The sequence below is a fragment of the Phyllobacterium myrsinacearum genome (genome assembly GCF_014138285.1).
Taxonomy (GTDB): Bacteria; Pseudomonadota; Alphaproteobacteria; order Rhizobiales; family Rhizobiaceae; genus Phyllobacterium; species Phyllobacterium myrsinacearum_A.
On the sequence record NZ_JACGXN010000004.1, the window covers coordinates 39,866 to 63,921 of the forward strand.

General features: G+C 52.1%; 20 protein-coding genes. 3 read left to right on the plus strand and 17 right to left on the minus strand.

Translation table 11 applies throughout. The annotated features are described in order from the left end of the window. Positions 1-19 precede the first annotated feature (19 nt). From fae to FHW16_RS14935, 5 genes are all read right to left on the minus strand, one after another. On the minus strand, positions 20-502 hold the full coding sequence (gene fae, locus FHW16_RS14915) for a formaldehyde-activating enzyme (protein ID WP_182550011.1): 483 nt from the start codon (positions 500-502) through the stop codon (positions 20-22). A gap of 72 nt (positions 503-574) precedes the next feature. Beyond that, a complete protein-coding gene (locus FHW16_RS14920; protein ID WP_182550012.1) occupies positions 575-1,582 on the minus strand; it encodes an FkbM family methyltransferase in 1,008 nt (335 codons plus the stop codon). A gap of 54 nt (positions 1,583-1,636) precedes the next feature. Continuing rightward, positions 1,637-2,905 (minus strand): glycosyltransferase family 4 protein, encoded by a 1,269-nt coding sequence (locus FHW16_RS14925; RefSeq protein WP_182550013.1) that lies wholly within the window; start codon positions 2,903-2,905, stop codon positions 1,637-1,639. Beyond that, a complete protein-coding gene (locus FHW16_RS14930) occupies positions 2,902-5,022 on the minus strand; it encodes a capsular polysaccharide biosynthesis protein (protein WP_182550014.1) in 2,121 nt (706 codons plus the stop codon). Before FHW16_RS14930 ends, FHW16_RS14925 begins: the two co-directional genes overlap by 4 nt. Before the next feature lie 5 nt (positions 5,023-5,027). Then, positions 5,028-6,353, minus strand: a complete 1,326-nt coding sequence (locus FHW16_RS14935; protein ID WP_246711788.1) for a capsular biosynthesis protein — start codon at positions 6,351-6,353, stop codon at positions 5,028-5,030. A gap of 464 nt (positions 6,354-6,817) precedes the next feature. On the opposite strand from FHW16_RS14935, the gene FHW16_RS14940 reads away from it, so the two are divergent. Beyond that, positions 6,818-8,020, plus strand: coding sequence for a Wzz/FepE/Etk N-terminal domain-containing protein (locus FHW16_RS14940; protein ID WP_182550016.1), 1,203 nt, complete (start codon positions 6,818-6,820; stop codon positions 8,018-8,020). Further along, positions 8,017-8,763: an ABC transporter ATP-binding protein gene (locus FHW16_RS14945; protein ID WP_182550017.1), complete on the plus strand. Its 747-nt coding sequence runs from the start codon at positions 8,017-8,019 to the stop codon at positions 8,761-8,763. The genes FHW16_RS14940 and FHW16_RS14945 overlap by 4 nt, the downstream gene beginning before the upstream one ends. A gap of 19 nt (positions 8,764-8,782) precedes the next feature. Here FHW16_RS14945 and FHW16_RS14950 read toward each other — a convergent pair whose 3' ends face one another. After that, positions 8,783-9,541: a class I SAM-dependent methyltransferase gene (locus FHW16_RS14950; RefSeq protein ID WP_182550018.1), complete on the minus strand. Its 759-nt coding sequence runs from the start codon at positions 9,539-9,541 to the stop codon at positions 8,783-8,785. 56 nt (positions 9,542-9,597) lie between these two features. Further along, complete coding sequence (locus FHW16_RS14955) at positions 9,598-10,407, minus strand: ABC transporter permease (RefSeq protein ID WP_182550019.1); 810 nt, start codon at positions 10,405-10,407, stop codon at positions 9,598-9,600. Between the two features lie 282 nt (positions 10,408-10,689). Between FHW16_RS14955 and FHW16_RS14960 the strand changes: the two genes are divergently transcribed. Continuing rightward, positions 10,690-11,745, plus strand: coding sequence for a capsule biosynthesis protein (locus FHW16_RS14960; RefSeq protein WP_182550020.1), 1,056 nt, complete (start codon positions 10,690-10,692; stop codon positions 11,743-11,745). A gap of 35 nt (positions 11,746-11,780) precedes the next feature. Here FHW16_RS14960 and FHW16_RS14965 read toward each other — a convergent pair whose 3' ends face one another. The 10 genes from FHW16_RS14965 to FHW16_RS15010 all read right to left on the minus strand — a co-directional run bounded on the left by FHW16_RS14965 (position 11,781) and on the right by FHW16_RS15010 (position 23,695). Beyond that, positions 11,781-12,617, minus strand: a complete 837-nt coding sequence (locus tag FHW16_RS14965) for a tetratricopeptide repeat protein (protein ID WP_182550021.1) — start codon at positions 12,615-12,617, stop codon at positions 11,781-11,783. After that, a complete protein-coding gene (locus FHW16_RS14970; RefSeq protein ID WP_246711789.1) occupies positions 12,614-13,414 on the minus strand; it encodes a hypothetical protein in 801 nt (266 codons plus the stop codon). Before FHW16_RS14970 ends, FHW16_RS14965 begins: the two co-directional genes overlap by 4 nt. 154 nt (positions 13,415-13,568) lie before the next feature. Next, positions 13,569-15,890: a glycosyltransferase family 4 protein gene (locus FHW16_RS14975; protein ID WP_182550023.1), complete on the minus strand. Its 2,322-nt coding sequence runs from the start codon at positions 15,888-15,890 to the stop codon at positions 13,569-13,571. A 158-nt stretch (positions 15,891-16,048) separates the two neighbouring features. Beyond that, positions 16,049-17,233, minus strand: coding sequence for a Hint domain-containing protein (locus tag FHW16_RS14980; RefSeq protein ID WP_182550024.1), 1,185 nt, complete (start codon positions 17,231-17,233; stop codon positions 16,049-16,051). Between the two features lie 60 nt (positions 17,234-17,293). After that, complete coding sequence (locus FHW16_RS14985; RefSeq protein ID WP_182550025.1) at positions 17,294-18,007, minus strand: outer membrane protein; 714 nt, start codon at positions 18,005-18,007, stop codon at positions 17,294-17,296. Between the two features lie 147 nt (positions 18,008-18,154). Then, positions 18,155-19,306, minus strand: coding sequence for a hypothetical protein (locus tag FHW16_RS14990; protein ID WP_182550026.1), 1,152 nt, complete (start codon positions 19,304-19,306; stop codon positions 18,155-18,157). A gap of 23 nt (positions 19,307-19,329) precedes the next feature. Beyond that, on the minus strand, positions 19,330-20,658 hold the full coding sequence (locus FHW16_RS14995) for a glycosyltransferase family 4 protein (protein ID WP_182550027.1): 1,329 nt from the start codon (positions 20,656-20,658) through the stop codon (positions 19,330-19,332). Between the two features lie 48 nt (positions 20,659-20,706). Beyond that, a complete protein-coding gene (locus FHW16_RS15000) occupies positions 20,707-21,570 on the minus strand; it encodes an FkbM family methyltransferase (protein WP_182550028.1) in 864 nt (287 codons plus the stop codon). A 112-nt stretch (positions 21,571-21,682) separates the two neighbouring features. Further along, on the minus strand, positions 21,683-22,840 hold the full coding sequence (locus FHW16_RS15005) for a polysaccharide biosynthesis/export family protein (protein WP_246711790.1): 1,158 nt from the start codon (positions 22,838-22,840) through the stop codon (positions 21,683-21,685). Positions 22,841-22,948: 108 nt separating this feature from the next. Further along, complete coding sequence (locus FHW16_RS15010) at positions 22,949-23,695, minus strand: helix-turn-helix transcriptional regulator (protein ID WP_182550029.1); 747 nt, start codon at positions 23,693-23,695, stop codon at positions 22,949-22,951. Between the last annotated feature and the right edge of the window lie 361 nt (positions 23,696-24,056).

A 24,056-nucleotide genomic window follows, 5' to 3' on the forward strand; every position in this document is an offset into this window, starting at 1 on the left:
CATTGTTTCAGGGTCCGGACTACTGGCGCCCTGTCAGTGTTTCCGCTGCTGTGGGGCGGCCGGTGACCGCCCGCAGAATGGCTTCTTTGGTCGCCTGGTAATTGTAGTCATGTATCTTGGTGTCATCACTCGCCTGCCAGTGAATAAAAACACCAACACAAATAAAGAGGTTGTCTGCCTCATTTTGCGGGATCACGCCTTCCGCCACGGAATCGCGCACCGCCTTGGCGATCCCTGATTGTGCCGGGCCGAAGAGCTGCATCGCTTGTCCGGCGCCGCGGATCGTCACCTTGTTGTACATTACCGTATTGGGTTTACATGGCAGGTTTGGTTCGATTACTGCCAGAACAGAGGTGAAGCCGTCCTTGTTGTTGGTAAGCGCATTGCAGAAAGCGGTTTCCACCGCACTGCCGCGAGGGCCCATCAACAGGTCGATATGAGCGACCTCGTTGCCTTCGCCGACCAGAGATTCTCCCACCATGACCCTGTTGATGATCTGCATGCCGATTCCTCCATTTTGCGCAGCTATAGCCCAAGATGGAGAAGTGGGGAAAGAATTGTATTCGGCCGCCAATCAAAGCGTAAGATTAAGTGTCTTCAGCCGTTCGGCCACGTCTTGCTTGCGATCAGGGTGGATGGCCAGAATGTTGGCCACCCGACCGGCCGGGAAAGCCGTGTCGATGGCTTGAGCCGTCGGCAATTGCCTCACGGAATCCGCTAGAACTTCCCACACCTCATAACCCCAGCCAGCCAGTCTGTTAAAAATGGTACCGGGCGTTGTTTTGGAGAGCGTCGCAAGCACTTGCCGGTTCACCTCAACAAGCATTGTCGGGTTTGATGCAGGAATGGTTTCGACGGCTCCAGCGAAGAACAGGCCTTCCGCGCCTTCGATGTCGATCTTGATGGAATCAGGCTTCAAGCCTTTTGCCATCTTATCCAGTGTTTCCACTTTCGTGCTACGTTCGGATTTTGTGTTTCCAGAGCCAGCCACAAGGCTTGTCGCCCCAGCATTGACTGTATGTTCAGCAGTGTTCAGTTCCATGGTGCCGGGCGCATCAGCAAGCGCAAGTTTGTGCACCGTGATGACTTTCGAAAGCTTGTTTTCAACAATTGATTTGCTGAACAAGCTCCAAAGATGCGGCAGCGGTTCAAACGAAACGATCCTGCCAGAGAATCCGGGTTTGGTCGCAACCGAGAGCGAATAATAGCCGACATTACCGCCGACGTCGAAGAACACGCCTTTGTCTGGAGTCACAGCCTTTATGATGTCGATATCAAACTTCTCATAACCGCCGTTAAAGATACCGAATGTCATGTGGTACTGACGCAGATCGAGGTAAATCTTGAAATTATTCTTTGTCTCGAACAGCACCTCGATGCTTCTCGGCACAAAATTCTCGAAAATAACTTCTGCATGCTTTTGATGAAATTCTGTCGAAGAGAGAAACCTTCTCCGATGCTCTCCAAATGAAATATCCGATATGTTCAATAAATGTTCGGATATGATTTTTCTCTCTTCAGTGTTTGCTTCGCGTCCAAGGATAAATTTGTAACAATTCAGAATATCATTGTAACTCGTCATGACGCCTTCACATTCATTAGAATTCGTTTGCTACATCAGGTGAATTTAAGTCTGTTACCGTATAGTATGTGCAACACTTGCTAACAATTCATCCAATACTTGAAAATGTCCATTCCAATCTTGTGATGTATGGCGTGATTTATTGCGATATTCACTGGTATGCGCATCTATCGCTGCGCGCCAGCCGAGTCCGTCGCAGGGGTCAAGCAATGTCGCCTGATCACCTATGATTTCCCTGTGCGATGGAATGTCGGAGGCAATGATAGGAGTGCCAGTGGCCATGGCTTCGGCAACCGGCATGCCATATCCTTCAACGAAGGAAGGTGCCAGCAAGGCCGCCGCTCCAGACATCAGATCTGCCAATGCTGCATCCCCCAGATCCGATACTTCGATCACCATGTTACGCAGCTGCGGGCATCGGTCCAATGTGGCAAAGACCTGCGCATTTTCCCAGCCGCGTTTGCCAGCTATCACCAGCCGCGGTGCGTTTTCTCCATCACGGTCGACGAGCCAGCGCCACAATTGCAAAAGCAGTATGTGGTTCTTGCGAGGCTCAATCGTGCCTACGATGACAAAATAGGGGTGTTTCGTGCGGCGCGCGCCGGTTCGGCTGGCATAACGGAAGCTATTCTCGATACCTGGCGGCAGAATCGCGATGGGCGGTGCAGTGCGCCCGCGTTCCTCTGCAAAAGAGCGCAGCGAGCGGGCTGTCGTTTGGGAATTGCACAGGACAAGCCCGGCGTGGCGCAACACCGTCTCCATTCGGCGCAGATGTCGCTGCGGTTCTCTTTCGCGGACAAATTCCGGATGGGTGACCGGAATAAGATCATGGACGTAGAAGACGCCGCTTTGCCGTTTTGCGTCGAGCCAGGAAAAGGCTGCGGGTCTGTCGAGATTGGTGTGCGAGACGTGCACAAAGGGTGCGTTTCGTTCCATCGGGCCGGCTGGAAGAAATGTTCGCAACGCCTTTCTTGCCGAAAGGCTCCACTGTTTTACTTTTGTCGGCTGTGCAGTATTGGAGGCGCATTTGAGGTCATGCCAGGATACAAGCCCGTCGATCGCCGCATAGATTTTTTCAAGTTCGGTCGATTGCTTCGGGTTCAAGGCAGTCCCCGACCACCGGGCGCTGAGATCGGTTATGAGCCCTGATGCACGGCCCTGATTGATAGCAATTGGCTTGTTGCGCCCCATTTCGACAAAGAAGGAACTACGGGCCTTAGCCCAATGGGCATATTGCAGCTCAAAACGATCAATACCCGTCGGTGTCGAATAGTGTGACCGCCCGATCAGCCGGGAAATGTCCATTGCAATTGCATTCATCATGCCCACCCAATCCGGTGCAGCGACCGGCGTAAAAGACTGCGTTTGTCGTGTCGTGTTGCGCGAATCTCGTCGATAACGTCTTCGACCTCGCAGGACAGTCCGGTTTCACCGGACAGGTAACGCGGATAGAGAATGAGGACTCCGGCGATCAGCTCATCGACCGAAAGCTTGCGGCGCGGGCGAAGTGGCGTGACGCCATCATGGGTCAACCCCCAGCCCGCATAGAATGGCAATCCGTAACACCAGACAGGACATCCCCGGATCAGGGCTTCAAAACCCAGCTGTGACGTTGCCACATGCACTTCGTCGCTGGCATCAAGGAGGCGATCGACCGCCACATTGCCGACGATCAGGTCGGCGATTTCACCAAGAGCAGCAGTGTCGGACCGACCCTTGCGCTTCCCGGCAAGCAGGTCGGGATGTTCCTTGTAGACAAGGAAAGCACCCGGACGCCGCTTTCTTGCGATCCGCAGCAATTCAATATTGGAAATGCCGTTGGTCAGACCGAACCGCAACGAGGCGTCATCGGGGACCTGCCCGGCGACCGTGATGACGGGGCGGCCTGCAGCAAGTGCGCGGTAGTCGGGAGATATAGTGGACTGAAGATTGTACTTGGTAATGCCGTCCTCGGCGATTCGCTGGCGCAGGCGGGCGGCTCTCACCAGCAGCGCCTGGTCAAATTGTACGGTCCGCAGCAGTTTTTCCAGTCCGCTCTGGCGTGTCGCATCGTAATAGATGCCCTCCCGGTCAATACAGACCGAGGACGCCGGGGTGAGCTGGGAGCCGAGACCGGCGGACCGGATAAAGCCGTCTTCCATGCAAAGAACTGGAGCGGAGGAGGAATGCAGCGCATCTGGCGCGGGCGTACTTGCGTTCTGGCCCCAGCGCACGACGTAATCAGCTTGCGCCAGCTGCTTTTTGCTGGGTGTATCTCCGCAGAAGGTGACGCTTGACCACGGGCCCTGAAGCAGATGGCGAACGGTTGATCGCTTGTGGCGCGAGAAACCGGCGCAGAGGTAATTTCCGCGTCCTTCCAGTGCATGGTGACGCCAAGCAACAAGCCGATCAATGGCCTTCTCGGCAATCACCGGGTGCTGTGTTACCGGATCCACATAAACCGGGTATTGCAGCAGCGTTGCCGCGACGAATGCGTCAAGACTGACTTTGCACGTACGACGCTTCAGAGCGGCAGTGGCGATCTCGCCCTCCGCCCAGTCCCGGGTCAGGCCCCATCCGGCATAAAAGGGAGCGCCAAACGTCGTCACCGGCACGGAGCGCAGTATTGCATCGAAACCAAACTGGCTCGAGACCGTCCAGACTTCGTCGACAACGTCCAGCAGTGCGTGCGGTGAAATACTTTCATTGATGAAGTGAACGTTCGGCTGCCGGGCAAGATCACTGAGATAACCTTTGGCATAGCCTGCAACGATATCCGGATGGCTTTTGACTAGGATCATCGCCCCCGGCACAGCGCGTGCTTCATTCCACATGCGCAGGAACGCGTGTTCATCAGCCCCGGCGCCCGGTACAGAGTAATCGCCGGCGACCTGGTCAATGAGGAGGATCCGCCTGCCATGGCATGCGGGGAGGGAAATACGATAATCCAACAGGTGATTGTATTTGGTAAGCCGGTGCCCGACGATCAGCGCATGCACATTGCGGGCGCGCTCGAGATCCGGCTTTTCTGCACCGCGCTGCAGTAACTCTTCCAGTCGTGAAGGCGTGGCCGCATTGAAATAGACACCAAGATCGTCCGCAACCATCGAAACGGGCGGTGCGCCTGCCTTACCAAGGCCGACCGACCTGAGAAAGCCGTCTTCCAGAGACCAGTAGGGAAGTCCACGGATTGAAGCGAGGCGCTGAGCCATGCGGGCGAGTGGCTTTATGCCCCAACCAACGATCCCATCGGCACGATTCCAGGTCAGCTCGGCCGATTTGATGGCGGCTGCATCAAGGGCTGGCCCTATGAGAGGAAAACGTAGCCGTGTTGGCAGGAAAGCCAGGAGTTCTGACCCTTGTGGCGGCAACCAGCTGGTTTTTTTGACCTTCTCGATGACAATATCAGCGGAGCTTGCCTGAACTGTCTCGGGAAGGGTGAGTGTTCTCGCAAAATTCATGGCGATCAATTCGGAAGATCGGGAGACAGTGAGGGGAAGATATCCTGCTGCTGCGCGGCCCCATTTTTCTCCGTTGGGACCTCGACAGGATGCTCGGACAATGCTGAGGGGACGCCGACAGAGATGACCTTCAGATCACCCTGGATACGTTGAACAACGCGCTTGGTCGTGGCGTCGATCAGATTGCGTAAATAGAAGCTGCCATTGACCAGGCTTTCCTCGTGCATTCGCTTGTTGAATGCTTTGACTGCATCGCGCTTGGGTGGAGCCGGCGAGAGCCAGAAACCGTCAATTCCCGACGTGCCATCCAAATCATCGCCATATCTGGTCCAGACGAGGTCGCGTTTGTTATAGATGGCTTCACCGAGAGAAAGTACAGGCTTGCCGTGGTTCAGCGCGAGCAGCCCCGACGTGCTGTTAACGGTTACAAGCCCGAGGGAGTGGCGTATCAGCAAACCGATAGAGCCATCGTCGACGATATGCACCCGGTCATCACAGCCGGCAATACGGGCAAGTTCCATTGCGAACGGACGATAGCTTTTATGTCCCCGATCCATTGGATGTACCTTGATCACCAGATGATGCTCCGGCGACGCAAATCTCCTGAAGGAGCGTATGCTTTCGGTGATGAGCTTTTCCATTGTCCAGCCGCGACCATGCCGCAACAATTGCTGGTCGTCATGAACCTGCAGCGCCACCACAAAATACTGGTTTTCGAGGTTCTCGATGAGATTCAGCATCATCTCGTTGTTTGCCGGATAATGACGAATCTTGCGGTAGAAATTTCGTGTCCAGAGAATGGACTCCGACAGGATTCCACGGCTTCGATGATGCACATTGCCACGAAAGAAGACCGCGCCTGCAGTTTTGGCGAGATAGTAGCGGATGGCGAAGAAAGTCATGGCCCGAAACAGGTTCCCCCTGACGGGCTCCACAGCGTCCGCTGCAGGACTTTCATGGCGCGCCGGCCGGGGCCTGCGCAGCGGCGACAAGGCATTGTTGCCATCCCATTCACAGGTAATGAAGTTGGGACGCACATATCCTTCTTCAAAGGACGAGACAGGCACGCCAGCGCGCAGGGCAACCATGATCGCCTGACGATGATAGGGACGGCTGTCCCCGAAAAGCACGATGGCCTCTGGCCGTCTGCTGCGTATGAACGCATCGAGCCAATCGGACCAGGCATCCATTGAGCCGCAGAAGTTGAGCGTGCCGGGGCCATGGGAGAACAGCCAATCGCCACCGTTGAAATTAATCTTGAGGACATCGAAGCCGCTAGCTTCAAATGTATTGGCGAGTGTGCGGAAAAATGGACCGACAGGCCCCTGCAATAAAAGAATCAATGGCTTTTGAGAAGTAGTGCAGCGGATTCCGCGTCCGCGGATCGGAAAAGGAACGATTATACCAGATTGCCCGGATTTCTCCCCCACAGGTCGTCAAGCCCCTTCGCAATCGGTCCCGGTCTGACGATACGCCGCTGGAACCCAAAACAAACGCAATTTCAGATAGTTATTTCACCACGCTTTTTATGGCGCTATACTAATTCCGCCAGAACAAGTATAATTACGACAATAAGATATGTATTTATGTTTTCATGGTTGCTAACGTACATTTGTATTGTAATAACTTTAATTATATCAATAGTTCCAGTTGGTTATAATTGCGGAATTTTTAGTTTCACTATATCTTATGCCGTAGTAGACGGCTCTGGTGCTCTTGTGGAGATCAATATGAGGTTGGTATTGCCGAGCAAACATTACAGACTCTGCCTTTCGACCTATGCGCGTGTGATTGCATGACGCGACTCAGTCCCAACGACGAATTCCTCGATTACATGACCCTGGTCGATCTCGGGCAGTCGGAGGTTGGTGAGGCACGCAAAGGCAAGCAGTTGGGTCGGCTGCTAGCGCTGGCGCGCAGACATGCGCTGCTTATCCTGATGGTCATTCTCCCGACCACATTCGCCAGCGTCTATTATGGTGTTATCGCTTCACCCCAATACGCGTCAGAAACGCGCTTTGTTGTCAGAAGTCCAAACAGAAACGCAGCTGGTATGCTCAGTGGATTTTTGCAAAGCACGGGTTTCGTCCGCGCACAGGACGACAGCTATGTGATCATGGAATATATTGAGTCACGCGCAGCGCTCACCACACTGGAAGAAACAAGCGATTTGAGAGCAATGCTCTCGCGACCCGAGGCAGATTTCCTCACCCGGTTTCCACGCCCCTGGGGCGGCACGACTGAAGAAGCACTTTACAAGCACTATCTCAAGATCATGACGATTGATACGGACTCGAGCGGAGGCGTGACAACCCTTCAAGTTCGCGCGTCACGGCCTGATGATGCGCAGAAGCTGACGGAAGCACTGCTCGTTGGCGCCGAGACACTTATTAACCAGCTTAATGAGCGGGCACGGCAGGATGCCATTCGGTATGCAAAGCTTGAGGTTGCGGACAGTGAAGGCCGGATGGCAGCGGTGCAGAAGTCGTTGACAGATTTCCGCAACAAAGTGGCGATGGTTGACCCCAGCAAGCAGTCTGCAGTGATGCTCGACATGATTGCCAGGCTGTCTGACGATGTGGCCAAGAACAAGGCTCAGTATACGGCTCTTATCCAGCAGGCTCCGCAAAGTCCGCAGATACAGTCATTGCGCAGCAATATTGACGCCATGGAAACTCAGATCAGCACGGAACGCGCCCGGATTGTTGGCGGTGATGCTTCCATGGCTCCCCTCATCGCCCAGTATGAGCAATTGCTCCTGCAGCGTGAACTCGGCATGCGGATGTTGGAATCGTCAGCGACATCGCTTGAGAATGCGAAGATCGATGCGCAGAGGCAGCAACTTTACCTTGAACGCATCGTCAATCCCAACCGCCCGGACTATGCGCTCTATCCAAAGCGCCTCTATTCGGTTCTGCTGCTCTTTGCCCTGTGCTTTTCAGCGTTCTGGATTGTTCGCTTCCTTCTCAACCAGATTTACGATCACGCTGAATCATGACCAATCCAGACACCATTGTTTTCAAGGGTTCTGACGGGTCGCCGGTGCAGTTGACGACCAACACCGTGTCACCCAACGGCTTGTCGCAGACCGGCGTTGTGGGTGCTTATAATCTGGTCAAGGAATATCCGATCCATGGAGGTACCCGACGGGTTCTGGATAATATCAATTTTGAAGTGCGTCCGGGGGAAAAGATCGCCATACTTGGTCATAACGGTGCGGGTAAATCCACACTTGTGAGATTGATTGCCGGCATTGAAACACCGACATCCGGTCGCGTGGCACGATCCATGTCCCTGTCGTGGCCTATCGCATTGAGTGGTGGCTTTGGTGGCTCGATGACCGGTTTCGATTGCATGCGGTTTCTGGCGCGCATTTATCACAAGCCGTTCGATGAAATCCGTGATTGCGTCGAGACGTTCAGCGATCTGGGCAAATACCTCCAGATGCCTATCAAAACCTATTCCTCCGGCATGCGTGCGCGTCTATCCTTCGGCCTGTCGCTTGCGATCGATTTTGACTGTTATCTGATCGATGAGGTAATCGCCGTTGGCGACCAGCGCTTTCAACGCCGGTCGTTCGAGGAATTGTTTGTGAAGCGTAAAAACCGGGCGATGATTATCGTCGGCCACAGCCTCGATATTATCGCCGATCAGTGCAAATCAGCTCTCGTCCTCAAAAATGGCCGTGGCCGCGTTTTTGACGATGTTAAATTTGCCTTTGATATTTACGCGTCTTTGTAAGCCGCACGACAATCGGAATTCAGTCACGCCGGGCTATGAAGTAGTAGGCGTGAATACCTGTCGTTGACCGATCATGAAGAAGGTGGACATTGGTCATCTGGTTCTTGTGAAACAGGGCCAGAACCGTGTTCGCATCATAGTCATACATCTGAATATCGGGGTGGCCGTAATTGTCCCTGTCGATAAACACAGTTTCGTTCTTGTAGTAGTCGTTCCGGAAATACATGACGCGATCATTATAGTATTCGGCGCGATTTGCCGTCTTGAAAAGCGGGACGTGCAATGACGCGATGCCGCCGCTCTTCACGCATTGCAAGAGATCATTGATGATGAAATAGCCGCGGCGAGGTTCGATATGCTGCAACACGATGTAGCTGTTCAGCCAATCAACTTTTACACCTTCCTTGACGAGAAGTTCCGGGGTTTCGACGCATCGAACGTTTTTCAACCCGTGATTGGCAACATTTTGAAGGCTGATGGAACGCATCGTTTCCGAGATATCGATGCCGATAGCAGTTTTAGCGCGCTCGGCCAGAGGTATCAGCAGTCTCCCGACACCACAGCCAAAATCGATGACAGACTCCACGGGTGTCGAAAAGTCAGGAAAGAGACCTTTGATTACCGTGGTAAGATTGGCAATATCAGCGCGGCCTGTCGCAAAAAAGGTATCCAGATGCTTCTTTGTAAGTTTTTTTGACTTGAATTCGTCCTCGGTCAGAACTGCCCAATAGGCATTGTCTTGCGCCAGTTTTTCCCAGTCTTCATTCGTATCGCGCATAAGTATCCTCCATCGGCAGTAATTGGATTGGTTCACTAAGGACCAAGCTCTTCGGCTTACTCGAATTTGATGTGTTTTTTGACATGTTCAACAAGATAGAGACCGACCGCTGTGGTGAGCAGGCAACAGGTGAAAAGGTAGGAGATGTCGTAAAAGGGCTTGACCGCATTCCCGAATGTTCCTGCGCGGAACATTTCGTAACAATGGACAGTTGGTACATAAAGCGCGAGCTTTTGTGCATCATGCGGCAGCCAGGCCACCATGAAGAACATGCCTGAGATGGGCAACATCAAGTATTGCAAGGGCGCCACGAACTTTTCGACAACTTCAAATATTTCCGAGAGGGCTGCCAGAATGAGGCCCACTCCAAACGAGAACCAGGCCATGAATAGCCAGCCGGCCAGAATGAGACCAATGTCTTTAAACGGTTCAATGAATCCCGCCAGGGATGCACCGGTATAAACCACAACCAAAGCAAAGGTGGTGCCACCGATTTCGAGCAGGGCCCGTGCGATCAATGCGTCCGCGAGACCAATCTGCCTGTGATACATCAGGGGTATGTTATGGCGCAAACAGGATACCATATGGGATGAAACGTGGCGCCATAAAGTCAGTGGCATATACCCGCTGAGTACGAAGCCGATCACAGTCAACCCATGGGCCTCGTGCTTCAAAAGCGTCCACATCAGCATGACGCCACACGTCAGAATCATTGGCTCCAGAATCAACCAGAGGAAGCCGATATTCTCGCGTCCATACCGGGTTATCATCTCGCGCATGACCAGCGCGCCTAAAACACGCGCCTGCACTCGCAGTCCAGTTAAAAAAAGTGAATCCTTATTGGATTTCGACGAAACAGTTTCCATTCAATGTCTTCTTCAAATTATAGCCACTGAGCGACAAAATGAACAATATACGTTCTTTTGATCAACGCAAGGATGATCTAAGTACTTCACAAGTCATATATTTCTGAACTATACTAATTTTGCTTTTCATTGAATGGGAATGATACATTAACTGCTTCCGTATCAATGCCGTGAAGGATTAATATCATAAATAGTCTGGCACCCAATTCTTTCATTCCGACTGCAAGGAAGACAAAGCGAGGAATAATATCGAAGCTTTGGCGAATCCGCTTTGCATTGATCGTGATCGTCATCCCGGTTCTGTCGGTTTGTATTTATTATATCTTTATCGCGGCACCGATCTATGTTTCGCAGTCGTCGTTTGTTGTACGCGTTTCTGCGCCGCCATCATCGTCGAGTTTCGGCAATCTATTGCAGAACAGCGGTATTACCCGCTCGCAGGATGATACGTTTTCAGCACAGGAATACATCAGGTCGCGCGATGCCTTGCAGCGGATGATCGATGATTTGCCCGTACGCAGCTATTTCGACCGGCCCGAAGCGGATGTATTCGCGCGTTTTCCGGCCCCTTGGCAAACGGGTCTGTTCGAGGAGCTGTTTCAATATTATTCACAACGGGTGCAGGTTATTCACAACGATACGACGGGCATAACGGTTCTGAAGACCTCGGCCTTTCGTCCCGACGACGCCTACACCATGAACCAGAAGCTGCTTGAACTTGGTAGCGAGCGACTTTCCAAAATGAATGAGCGGGCGAGGAGCGATGCAATTCGCTTCGCCACTGCTGAAGTCGAGAATGCCGAACAACGGATGATCGATGCGCAAAAGGGGATTACACTATTCCGCAACAAGGAACTGATGATCGATCCCGGACAGAACTCGGTATCCCTTGTCGAACTGATGAGCCGGCTGAGTGCCGAGTTGGCCGCGTCTCGCGCAACTCTCGCCGAGACCAGGGAGACGGCGCCTGATTCGAGTTCCATTCCGTTTATCAACAGCCGGATCAGTGCACTTGAAGAGCAATTGAAACTCGAGCAGGAGAAAGTGGCCGGAACTGACGGCTCCATCGCCCCGAGGATTGCCGATTATGAAGCGCTGATGCTGCAGCGGGAGTTTTCCAACAAAGCGCTGCTCTCGGCGCTCGACTCCCTCAAGACCGCAAGAGCGGATGCCAGACGGCAACAGCTCTATCTCGAGGTGGTGGTTCCAAGCAATCGTCCTGACAAGGCAGAATTGCCAACGGAATTGAGGAATATCACCATTGTTCTGCTTGTTACATCCATCGGCTATTTGCTCGCCTGGCTGCTTCTCACGGCAATCCGGGACCACAGCAATTAGGGCGTGGCTGTTTTGAATGGCAGTCAGATGAATATTTAAAAGCAGGTATAGATTTCGTTGATGCAACCTAGGATTTCGTGCTCATACGCCGAGATTGCATCCACATAGCCCACGCGCTCAAACTGAAGGTTACGGGCTTTGATATAGTGCGCCAAGGCGGTCCGATAATCCCCGGCAATCTTGTGCAGATGACCCAGCTGAACTTCTACATCTTCCAGACTGGCGGGATTGAAAGCGTTGGCATACTCCCGGTACTGCCCGTAGAGCGTCAATGCTTCGTCAAAATCCCCGTCTTCCTTTGTCACGTTGGCATAGACAGCGATCATGTCAACTTGACCATTCTCAACGACAAGTTCCCGCAAAGCCGCCCGGGCACTGGGCCAATTATTCTCTTCGACAAGGCGCATGGCGTCACGACGGTTCTGTTCGAGTCCGGGTCGGCTGGAGCCGTTGCGCGCGATGCTTACATGCCGGGCGATCTCAAGATTATCAGGTGAAAGCTTGAGGGCCTTTTCATACCAGGTGAATGCTGTCTTCAAATCGCCCTTCCGATTGAACAGATGGCCGAGTTGCACGTGTATGTCGACGTCGCGCGGATGGAGCCCCTGATACTTACGATAGGCAGTTTCAGCCTGATCATAGTTCCCCAGCTCTTTTTCGCTATGTCCAAGTTGCACCAGAAGATCCGTTCTGGCGGGATTGTCCGCGATAGCACGCCGGTAAAACGTGGCGGCAGTCTGCCAATCACCCCGATTACGCGCCGCATCCGCCTGAGCAACGGCTGTCCGGGTCATCTCTACCGGTGGTGCGTCGCTATCGGACAATTTGATCGCGCGCCTTGCCGCCTGTCCGGAAAATGGCAGCCGGATCATGATTGTCCCTCGCGAACCATTGATATGTCACGAAGACGGACCCAGGAGGTTTCGTTGCCTGTCTCGATGACTTTCACACGCAGCTCGATAAACCGGTGTTCCGTACCGATCTCTGTTGAAAGATTGCCAACGAATGACCCTGCTATGGTCACCTCCTGCAATACATCCAGGCCCGAATTGGCAACAAGTTGTATTGCGAGTTTTGCGTTCATTTCCTGAACAAGATCAATCTGGACACGCCATGATCCCGCTTGCAGGCTGCGTTTGGGTCCGACCAGAAGCCAGCCCGGGCTCACTCTCCAGCCGTCGTCGACAACGTTGACCGGCTGGCGCAGCAAATCGGGACCGATCATCCAGCCCGAACCGGGAGCTTCCCGAACGAAGATCAAGGTCTCCTGACCATTCAGATCATAGGAAAGGCCGGCAGGCAGCGTGCGCGCTTCACTGTTGTCGGCTTTACCCGGCAAGTCACCTGTTTCCGTGAGTGTGTCCCAAAGTGAGACACCGCCGTCACGACGCGCAATACCGACGATCTGCTTCACAGCCTCTTCGCGTGTTCGCGTGCCGCGCCTCAGATCGAATTCGAACGCAAGGCGTTCCTTATCCGTTGGCTCGCGGCCAAGAATTTTGGAGAAACTATAACGGAGAAATGCGACATCACTGTCAGGGGCAAAACGGGTAAAATTCTCAAGCAACGCGAACTGATCGGCAGGGCGTCGCACGACCTGCGCGGAAAAGTCACCAATCTTACCATTTGTTTCAGGCGATGCAGCCCGCAAAGCATCAATGATCTTCATTCTGCTGGTTCCATTCCGGATCGCTTGCGCCAGATTGTTGCGTTGATCGGCGCTTAGATCCGAATCGGCGAGATTGAATGCGGACGCCCACGCTTCGACAAACGCGTCTGCCGGCAAAGAAAAAACGTCCTTTGGTAGCGCCTGAAGAGGAATTTTATGCAGCTCGGCGATTGTCATACTTGCGCCCTAACATCTGTTCGATAATCACAACATGTCGCGCAGCAACGCGCGGATAAGAATTCCATTGTGCTGCCTGACGGCGATCGACGTCGCGTAAACCAAGAAGGTCAGTATTTTGCGCAAGACTTACGAGCGCCTCCGCAACGCAATCGACGTCCACTGAACGTACGACATGGCTGATTGGCCACATATCCCGCAGTACCTGTGAACGCGAGCACAGGAGAGGGCGATCGGCAGTCATGGCAACACGCGCCGCGCCGGTTGCTGTCTCGGTCGATGCACCATAGAGGAAGGCAAGCAGATCACAGCGGGAAAGTTCGCTGCCCAGCTCAGTTTCGTCGATGAAATCAAATCTGGCGGTAGCAACATCATGCAAATCAAAATGGCTCAGAAGATTTTCAATCAGGACGCGCGATGCGCGTGATTCATCGTTGGGAACCATGCAATTGAGGAGTTTGAGACGCAGACGCGGCTCGAAAAGACGGGCTTTTGCAAAACCCTGCACGAGAACGTCAACGTTCTTGTGTGGCATCAAAAAGCCGAATGAGCCTATTGTGAATGTCGATGGATCCGGCCGCAGCGCATTGTCTTGCGCTTCGCGCACTCCATGCGGCACGACAACCGGGTTTGTGTGACCTGCTTTGGCCAGGAGCCCGGCGTCTTCGGCCGAATGAACGAAAACAACGTCAAAGGCTTTCGTCCATTCAAGATTTCCACCGCGAAGCGTTTCCTTGACGCTGTGCATGGTAATGACACGGAGCTTGTGACTGGTCTGTTGAAGTGTCTTCAGCAGCAATTCCATGTCGGGCGTGGAAAAATGTCCCGGATGATGTTGAATCCACAGAACGTCACCGCGCGCGTTCTCCATTTCTGCTATGAAACGCGTCAGCGAGGAGAGATCATAACCCCACGGCCGTGTCAGAATATCTGCTGTCTCGCCAGCATGACCAGCGGCGCTTTCCGGCAAAGCGTCGTCAACGATACGGCGTGCATAAATATGCGAGAAACGGCCCGCCAGCGCCGGGGTTGAGTACAGATGCTCGGAATAGGTCGCAAGACCGCACTGTTGCTGCCACGATGAGACAAGATCAATTGTCCAGGGCCGCTTGGAAGCGACCATCTGCTTTACAGGTTTGGCTATAGCCGCGAGAACCCTGCCGGCAACCGAGTTCCACCCGGTGTGCTCATCCAGAAATTTTTGCGCATTTTTGCTGCGCATGCGTGCCTCCTCCTCATTCGTAAGTGCTGCGCGCATTTGTGTGCCAAGATGGGCAACAGACGGCTCGGCCCACAGGCTTAATGATCCGGATACATGTGCCACAGATGGGGCCATGTGATAGTCGACCAGCCACGCGGTTTCCGGTGTGCAGAAGTCTATCTGACCGCTGAATCCAGTCGTTACCACAGGTATTCCCAGACGCATTGCCTCGGCTAGTGGTAACCCGAAACCTTCGCCCCTGCTGGGAGCGACAACAAGCGACGCTGTCCTATACAGGCCAAGCAATTGCTCGGGATTGCAATAATCCTCGATGAGAATGACCGGCGGCGCGCTTTTTAACTGCTCCTCGAATCTGGCCATGACCGACGAGAGGATATTATCAGGGTTGGGAAAGGTCTTGATGACCAGCTCGACCGCTTCATCCTTCTCGAAGGTACGGGCATATGCCTCGACAAGCGCATCCACGCCCTTGCGCGGAAAGCACGATGAGACATGAAGAATCCGTGCTTTACCATTGGATGGCAAAGATGAATCGGCCGCAAGACCGGCATGGGGTTTTATGTGGTCTGTTCCATTGCCGACCACTTCGACAGGAATTGTCAGGCCCGATTGAACAAAGGCCTGTTTGACGAAGTTTGATGTGACCATCACAAGATCAAGATCGCGGTTGAAACGCGAAACCAGATATTGCGGAACTTCAAGCTCCTCCCAGGCGAAATTGACGTAGGCGTTGAATTTCCCGAGCATATCATGTGTTGCTGGAGGCCATGTATTGCGCAGATGGACGTCGAACATTTCACCGGCCGGATACTGAGCGACAATACGGCGTTTCACTTCCGGCATGGCATCAAGACGTGCGTCCGTTTGCCAGTGAGACTCTGGCGTGTGGCAGACAATTTCAACGCCGGTGGCGATCAGTGCTTGTGCAAGACAACGGTTGACGATGGCCAGGCTGTAGTCACCCTTGAAAACACCATCAAAAAAAATGCGTTTGCCAGCGAATTTTCCAAGCAAACTTTTCAAGTCATTCTTGTTTTCATCGAGCGTATAAGGTGAAACCAATAGTTCACTACGCATTCACTGCTCTCCAAAGCATCTATCGAAATGATTTCATACTGAAAAGAATGATTTGTAAATGGGATATATATTATCTCAACGAGAGTTTATTATTATGAATGGTTAAAATTATAGGCCGCGCCCGGATATCCAGGTGCGGCCTATACTTTGTTTCAATATTAAGACGCTTTCGCTTCGTTTTTACCGTAGCCGAGGGCTACTTCGCGGTCGGCGAGAAGCGCACGTGCCTTGTCTACTGCAGGTCCCCAGTATGCGAGAGGATAGCAAGCCTTGGCCTGTTTTGCTTCAGGCGACGTAAACTGGAGAACACCCGGCTCCAAAAATACATCTCTATTGCCCAGATCCAGATAGGTTTCTGCTTGAGCGCCTTCAGCCCAGATCACATCGTGCTCTTCAAGCTCGATATGGAAATAGTCCACCGCGCTCAGGATGATTGGCTGCGTGACGGTTGTACCATTGATCAAAAGTTTTGCTGGAATGAGCGAGCCTTCGATGAACATGCAATGATCAGGAGAAACAAGGAGATCGCGATGTGGAACATTTTCCGCGATTGCTCCAGCATGGATGCGAATGGGAAGTTCATCACGCGGCTTGTCCATAGCCTTTGGATCAACCGTGCGATTGCCAACCCATTTCACGCTCACCGCACCGTTGTTGAGGCTGAGAACAAGATCGCCTTCTTTCAGATACTCCACAGGCACTTCGCCGTCTGGTGTGGCAATCATGGTACCACGAACAAAACATGGTGTGAGGAAGGTAAGGGTATCGGTAGCGTTGCTGTAAGAGTATGTCGCGCCGACAGGAATGGTGTAGGATACCGTGGAAAGTCCCAAAAGACCCACGCCATGGAATGTAACGACATTGCCCGACTGGGTAACACTGGTCGAGCCTGTAATCGTAACCTGGTCGCCGTTCTGCACATTCACAATGGTTGGGATCGACGTTAGAGGAACACTGAGCAAAGTCGACGGCAGATAAGTGAAATGTCCACTGCCAGCTGCATTAGCAAAGTCAACTGTGGTGGTATTCAGCACTTCTACACTGAGCGCTGCCTGGTTGATTGTCAGATTACTGCCCGCGCCTATATTGTAGTTGAACGTGGAACCAGCACCGGCGCCCGCAAGCTGAGCACTAACTGTCAGACTGGCACCATTTATCACGTTAAGAGTCGTCGTCGTTGCTGCAGTAATGCCCGTAAAATTCGTGACAGTGACATTAACGCCGTCGACGGTCAAAGTGGCGTTTGAGACCAGACCGAGATTTACTGTATCTCCGTTAGTTGCATTTGTAGAATTGAGTGTTGTGTTGGTGTTTTGAAGTAGTTGAATATTTAAGACAGCCATAGCCAATCCCTCTCTGTTAAGAGCTGAGTGTTCGTTTCTTGTATTCTCAGAATGATCGGATCAGAACTTGTAGTTCAGACCGATGCGTACACTGTGAAAGTCAGATGTTGCCTCGGTTGTGAGGACATCGTCTCCAATAGTGCGGCTGCCCAGATTGATGTACTGGTATTCAAGCTTGGCAGTCAGATGGTCCGTGAATGCATGTTCCACACCAGCGCCGGCGACCCAGCCTGCACGGGTCTTGCTTTCGTCAATGAAATTGGCACCGTCAACATCCACTTTGTATTTAACATTGCCAAATGCCAGACCGCCTGTGCCGTAGATCAACGTACGATCCCATGCATAACCGAGGCGGGGGCGGACTGTACCAAACCAATTGATTTTGGAACTGGCATGCACATCAGCACTTTGACCTAAACTGGTGAAGCGGGTTGTGAAGTCATCATTGACGTCGCCACCCTGGAAGTCTGCTTCCAGACCCAGAACGAAATTGTTCATCTGATAGTTATAGCCGACCTGCGCACCGCCGAAGAAGCCACTGTTTTCCAACTTATCGACATCGCCCAAATACTGGCCAAAGGAACGCAAACCGACTTTATCATCACCGGCAAAGCCATAGCCCGCATTCACACCGGCGTAGAAACCTGTCCAGGTGAATGCTGGTTCCGTGAATACTGCCTCCGGAGGCGCTTCAGACACCGCATCAGCAGCGTAGGCATTGCCTGCAAATACTGTAGCCGCGAGGAACAAACCGATAGCACCGAATTTCTGCATGACTTCCACCTTAAAAAGACCAACTTCAAGTGGAAGAGTGACATAGAATATATTTACTGGATATACTTTAGTTATCTGGGAATAGCTAAATATAGTCGCTAACTGTATGCGCGTGTCGCATTTTGTATTGCATCGTCAGAAGTTACATCATTCCGCATGGTTAACTTTTTCTGGAGCCGTTTCTGCCTCATCTTGATTGTATTCCGGAACCATGTCGAGGGGCGGGTCAGAATCATGATTTCTCAAGCCGATCGCGGTCAGTTCAACAGACCAATAGGCAATCGAACCTTCAATCGAACCGGTATCCGTAAAGAGGCGAATTTCGATTGGTGTCTTGGGACTGTCGATACGGAAGGCTGCTTCGGCGGCGAACGATCCGGTTCCCGAAGGTCTGACTCGAATTTTACTCAACAGGCCATCGCTATGCACCTCGATCGTAAAGATTTGCCCATAGACATTCTGCTCGATGCCCAAAGAATATTTTGCGGTCCATTCGCCTGATGGAAGGTGAAAATAGGGGCCGTAGACCAGGCAACGCGCCCGTCCTACGAGTGTAATCTCTCCCTCGGCTGGTTCTCCACCCTTGTCGGCCAACAGAAAACTTTCCTGAGGCCAGACTATTCCCGACACCTCACCATTCAGAATTTTGTGATCAAATGGCGCAAGCGCCCCTCTAGCCATTCCCTGTAGATTCTCCGGGATATCCTCATGCCTTGTTCCGGGGGCGCTATAGCAATAATTGATCTTTGCAGCAGACTGTTCAAACGTTGGAATTTGATCAATCTGGGCCCTTGATTGGACTGGATCAAAACCGAGACTTTTTAAACATCGCACCATGCCGCCGGTTGACAATGATATGCCAAACTGCCGGCAAATGTGTGCGAGGATAAGATGGATCGGTGTTGCTCCAATTTTCTCGCGATCAAAATGGACGAGAAAGGGATGCTTTTTCAATTGCGACAGACATGCAATGCTAGCCGATATCGCTTGAACAATACTTGCGTCCTGACGCTCCATGTGCCGTGCAAGATAAAGTACCGAATCCAGAGCATTCTCGCTAAATAATATGTATGGCGTTTTGGATCGCATTAGAAATGCGCAAAGCTGTGCATCAGGATGTTGCGCCGTTACAATAACATTCTCGCTGGTCCTGTTATCCCAGGCACTTTTCAGATCCGGCAATGTTCCGATCTGAAAAGTGCAATAGTCAACGAATGCTTCACGGGCAATCGCATGCAAAGCTGCAAGCCCCCACGATGACATAATTCCCGGCATTCCAAATGCAACCAAGAGTGTCATTGGCTTTGTCCGCTCGTTATAATTTATCTCCCATCAAGGAGATTGTCATAAAGCGCTCCAATTGCTTGCTGGTATCGTTCCGGGGAGAAACGCTCCGCCTGTTTCGGACCAACTTTGGAGAGATGGTCACAAAGGTCATCATCACTTGCAAGAGCTTTTATCGCTTTGCGTAGCGCATCTGTATCGTACGGGTCGATCATTAGCGCAGCCTCGCCAGCAACTTCCGGAACGGAGCCTTCCGTAGAAGTGAGGACCGGTGTTCCAAGTTGCATTGATTCCAAAATTGGCAGGCCAAATCCCTCATACAACGAAGGAAACAAAACAGATCGCGCTCCACGGATGAGGCTAACAAGCAGTGGATAAGAGACAAAATCAAAGCGATGGATTCGACGGCCTGGAACTATGCGGTCCTCCGCATGCATATAAAACCGGAAACGTTCATCATCCACCAATTGCTGAGCCTTATCACCTTTCCAGCCTGGCGCGCCAACAATGATCAAGGGTAAATCAACTTTCGCTGCCAGATAAGCTTCGACCAACCGGAATAGATTTTTCTTTGGCTCGAAAGCACCGAAAAAAAGGAAATACTTTTTCCAGTCCAAGTTGAATATTCCGGAAATTTCATCAGCAACAACATCATCCGGCTTGTTGCGTAGTTTTAGCGGAACATGTGCCGCTTGATATGTATTTGTGACACGCTTTTCGTCCACCTTTAAAATGTTGATGATATCCCGGCGCGAGCTCTCGGAAACTGTAACAATATGATCAGCAGTTTTCACCAAATGGCGCAGCATATTATAATGGTAACGCTTATTGTCTTCAGTCAGGTAAGGCAGCCGCAACGGTACGAGATCGTGAATCGTATAGATATTTAAAGTATCACGAACACTGAGCGGCATTGGATATGTGCAATGCCACAGATCGGGCTTGTCCTTGATATCAAGTTGGAGTCGGTTGCCGTATAATTTGAAATGAGAACGGGCGAGCTGAAAAATATCGTTGTCCGCATAAAATATATCTGCATCGCCAAGATTGGTTTCTTGCGACATCGTAATGACAGTTCCGGATAAAGGAATGCGGACAGGCTTTATGCCAAATGGTGCAGCAATACGTCGACGAAGCCAGCGGCGTCCTGTTGCGACGGGTCCGAGCGGTTGCACACTCGTGTCATCAAAAAGTACAACTTCCCGCAATAAAGGAGTCTTTGGTGGAGCACCTTGGATCGCGTGAACAACACCCGTTTTATGACCAAGGCTTTGAGCCGTCTTAATTAAACTGCGTACGTACGTGGCAACGCCTGTACCTTTTTTTAATGATATATTGAGGCCATCATAGAGAACGGTTTTCACCATGGCGGCGTCTTTCTTTCCGAGATGTTAAATTGCATCGATGTGAACACGTTATGCTGGCTCGTGATCACAAATGACTAAAAGCCAATCTTCGCCGACGTTTTCACTGAGCAATTCCTGTCTGCTTACGACATGCGTTTGCCCTTTGAAGTCCAGCCGCCGCAACGCACCATACACACTTGTTAATCTATCGATGAATTCAGCCCCATTTAAGTATCGCGCCGCATTAAACTCCATAACAATCATAGGTTTGTGACGTTCAATCGTTTGTTGCATGCCTTCAAAAATGCGCTGCTCGGCGCCTTCAGCATCAATCTTGATGAAATTGACGTGGTCATATGATGCACAGAGGTCATCCAGAGTTGTCACCGGAACATCAACGAGCAAACCTGCGGCGGGATTTGCTATAAATTCGTTTTCTACAACTGTTGCATTCTTGGGTTCGTTATGGGGGATGAAGAGTGGTGCAGTGCCGAGTTTTTGGTCGCCCAAAACTCTTTGCTCAAGTTGAGACCGCCCCAGAAAACCGTTCAGATCAATACTTCGGGCTAAGAAATCCATGGCATGGGGATTTGGTTCAACTGCCAGGAGTTTCCCCGAAGCACCCACGAGTTCCGCAAGCAAAACGGAGTAATAGCCAAAATTGGCACCCACATCGACGGCAAACATTCCGGCCTTAATATTGCGTGCGCAAAACTGTGTCAGCCAGATTTCCCAGAAACCATCTAGCAGCAGATGCGATCCAAATCCGCGATCGCGCGTATCTATGTAAAACTTATAACGTCCCAAGATACGGGCTATTGCCGTGTGATCACCAAGATAGGCGCTCCGCGCAAGATTCTGCACGGCTATTTCCAGATCCTGGCGCTTGAAGTTTGCAATCTCGTGGAGATGGAGCAACGACTGGGATGGCATGATGTATTCTCACTAGAGCTGTTCCTGAATGGAAGACATAGGACAGTGATAGTTTCAGTTGTATGAGTATTCCACGGACGAATGCGTAGAATTTCATCTCCTCAATTGTAGTTTATCTGCCTACGGCTGCCGCATTTATACCGATAGATGTGGCTGAGAGCGCCGGTGAAGCGACACCCTGGAAGATTGCCATGACCTTTTGCCATTCGGCGCCGGAAGCATTGGCAATATAAATAACATCGCGAGGCTGCATTTCAAATCTTTGCATGGCCAGCAGTGTACTCGTGTTCTTCATCGCAAAACGATAAACAACGGGAACATATTCGCCGGAATTGATGAGCGGACTGCCTGCGGGCAGGAACCGGCGTGCGACGGATGCAAGCTCATACCGCAAGACAAAAACGCCATTTGCATCAGCGCGGTTGTCATTCAGACCAGCGGCCTTCGCAAGGGCATCGGCCATCGAGATACGTGATGCTTCGAATGGAATCTCGGCATTGCGGCCAGCTGCACCCAGCACGAGGATGGTACGCGGTTCACGCACAACGGTAATAAGATCCCCCGATCTTAACCGGATGTTTTCGGCGGGGTTTTCGATAAGGACATCAAACGGAATGCGGGCGGTAACGCCGTTTCGCGTCAATCGAATGATGCTTTCGCTGGCCGCCGCCCGGATACCTCCGGAAGAGGCAATGGCGTCGAGAACACGTTCTCCGGCACCGGTCAGGGAAATACGTGCGCCGGATGCGACTTCACCGGTTACAGTAACAGAATTTGCCGTGCTTCGCTGAATGGTGACCAGAGCCTGGGGTTGAACCGCCTTGCCCTCGAGTGCCGCCGCGATCTGATGTTCCACCTCGGAAGGCGTGCGCCCTGCCACGGAGATACGGCCCGCATAGGGAACAGCAATGGTGCGGTCGCCCGAGACCGTTTGCGGTGGAATAGTTGTGGAGCCACCGGATGATTGCTGCAGGCCGGACGACATCATGGTGCCGCCGAACAGGCTGCCGGGAGGGGCTTCCCAAAGATTGACGCCGACTATATCGCCGACCGCAATGCGCAGGTCTGTTGTTCGCGGGCCTGAGCCAAAACGATTGACCAGGCTTTCACGGGGTCGCGTTGCAGCATAGGAAAGAACAGCGTCGTTCACATCCACCATGGCATAATTGGTGTGGGTTTCGGTTTTGCGCTGCTCGATAACCTGTTTAGCGGAAGGGCCGGAACTGGGGAGGGCGCAGCCGGACAAGGCAAGGGCCAATGTCATCGACATGAACAACACCGTCGATGCTGATCTCTCCGATCCGAACTGCCGATAAGGGAAACGTTGTGGCATGACGCCGATTGGGTACAAAAGACCAACTCGCCTTCTCAGCATGTTTTACGCGCTCTTTTCATGAAATCGCATCATAGCCGACGGGCTCATTCCATATGCGTTCCGGTACAAGGAGGAAAACCGCCCCGGATTTGAAAACTGCAGATGCATGGCTAGATCCGTTACGTTTCTCGCGCTGCCGCTGACAATCGCATCATGGGCAGCCGACAATCTGTATTCGCACAGAATGTGCATAGGGCTCGCGTCGCGATATTCCTTGAACATGCGTTGCAGGGCGCGTGAGCTGCACCCGGCAGCGGCTGCAATGTCGTCAAGCGTGATCGAGTTGTGAATGTTTTCGCGCATGAATGCCTCGGCGCTTTGCAGATAGCGTGGCGAAATTCTGCGGGAGGATTGGTTGTTCAAGGCGCTGACATTGTCAGGCTTTGTCATGAACAGTTTTGCAAGCAGCAACCGCTCATAAACGCTGGCCAGAACTTCCCGTCCCGAGGTTGAGGCCGCCGCTATATCTTCGCTGACGTAGCAAAGCGTCTGGTAGAGCGCGGAAGCGCTGCCGGTGCGAAAATCATGCAAGGGTGAGAATGCGAGCTCCTGAAAATAGGGCCTGCGCATCAGGCGTTCGAAATGCTCACGCAAGGTCGGCACTGGCACCAGATATGTTACCCAGGAGCTGCCGGGATAAAGCTTGGCCTTGACGCCCGGGCGATCAAATACACTCGTAGCACTTCCGGCAGCTATGTTCTGTATCTTGCGATTCTTGGTATCAATAAGATCAATCGCGCCCTTCAGCATGAAAACAAAGCTTAATGTCGCGCCCACACCATTTGATACAACTTCGAGTCTGCCGCTTGTCTCGCCATACACAATGGATGTTTGTTGAAGTGTGCATATTTGACGCTTGAAGCCATAGCGCCCCTGCTCGTCAGGAAAACTAGACCAACGCCAGCTCTCGTCAATCTTCTCAATATTATTAGATATGCCGTCGCTTGAACTCGAAAGAGATCTGTATTCAGAACGTTCCATAGGATTTTTATACATTTCTCCCCCAAAAAAACCCAAATACCCTCAAGCAACTTCTGCACTAGAAGTCGAAGATAAACTTTAGACATTCAAGGAGTTCTAGACTACGAGGAAATTCACAGAAATAGCAACT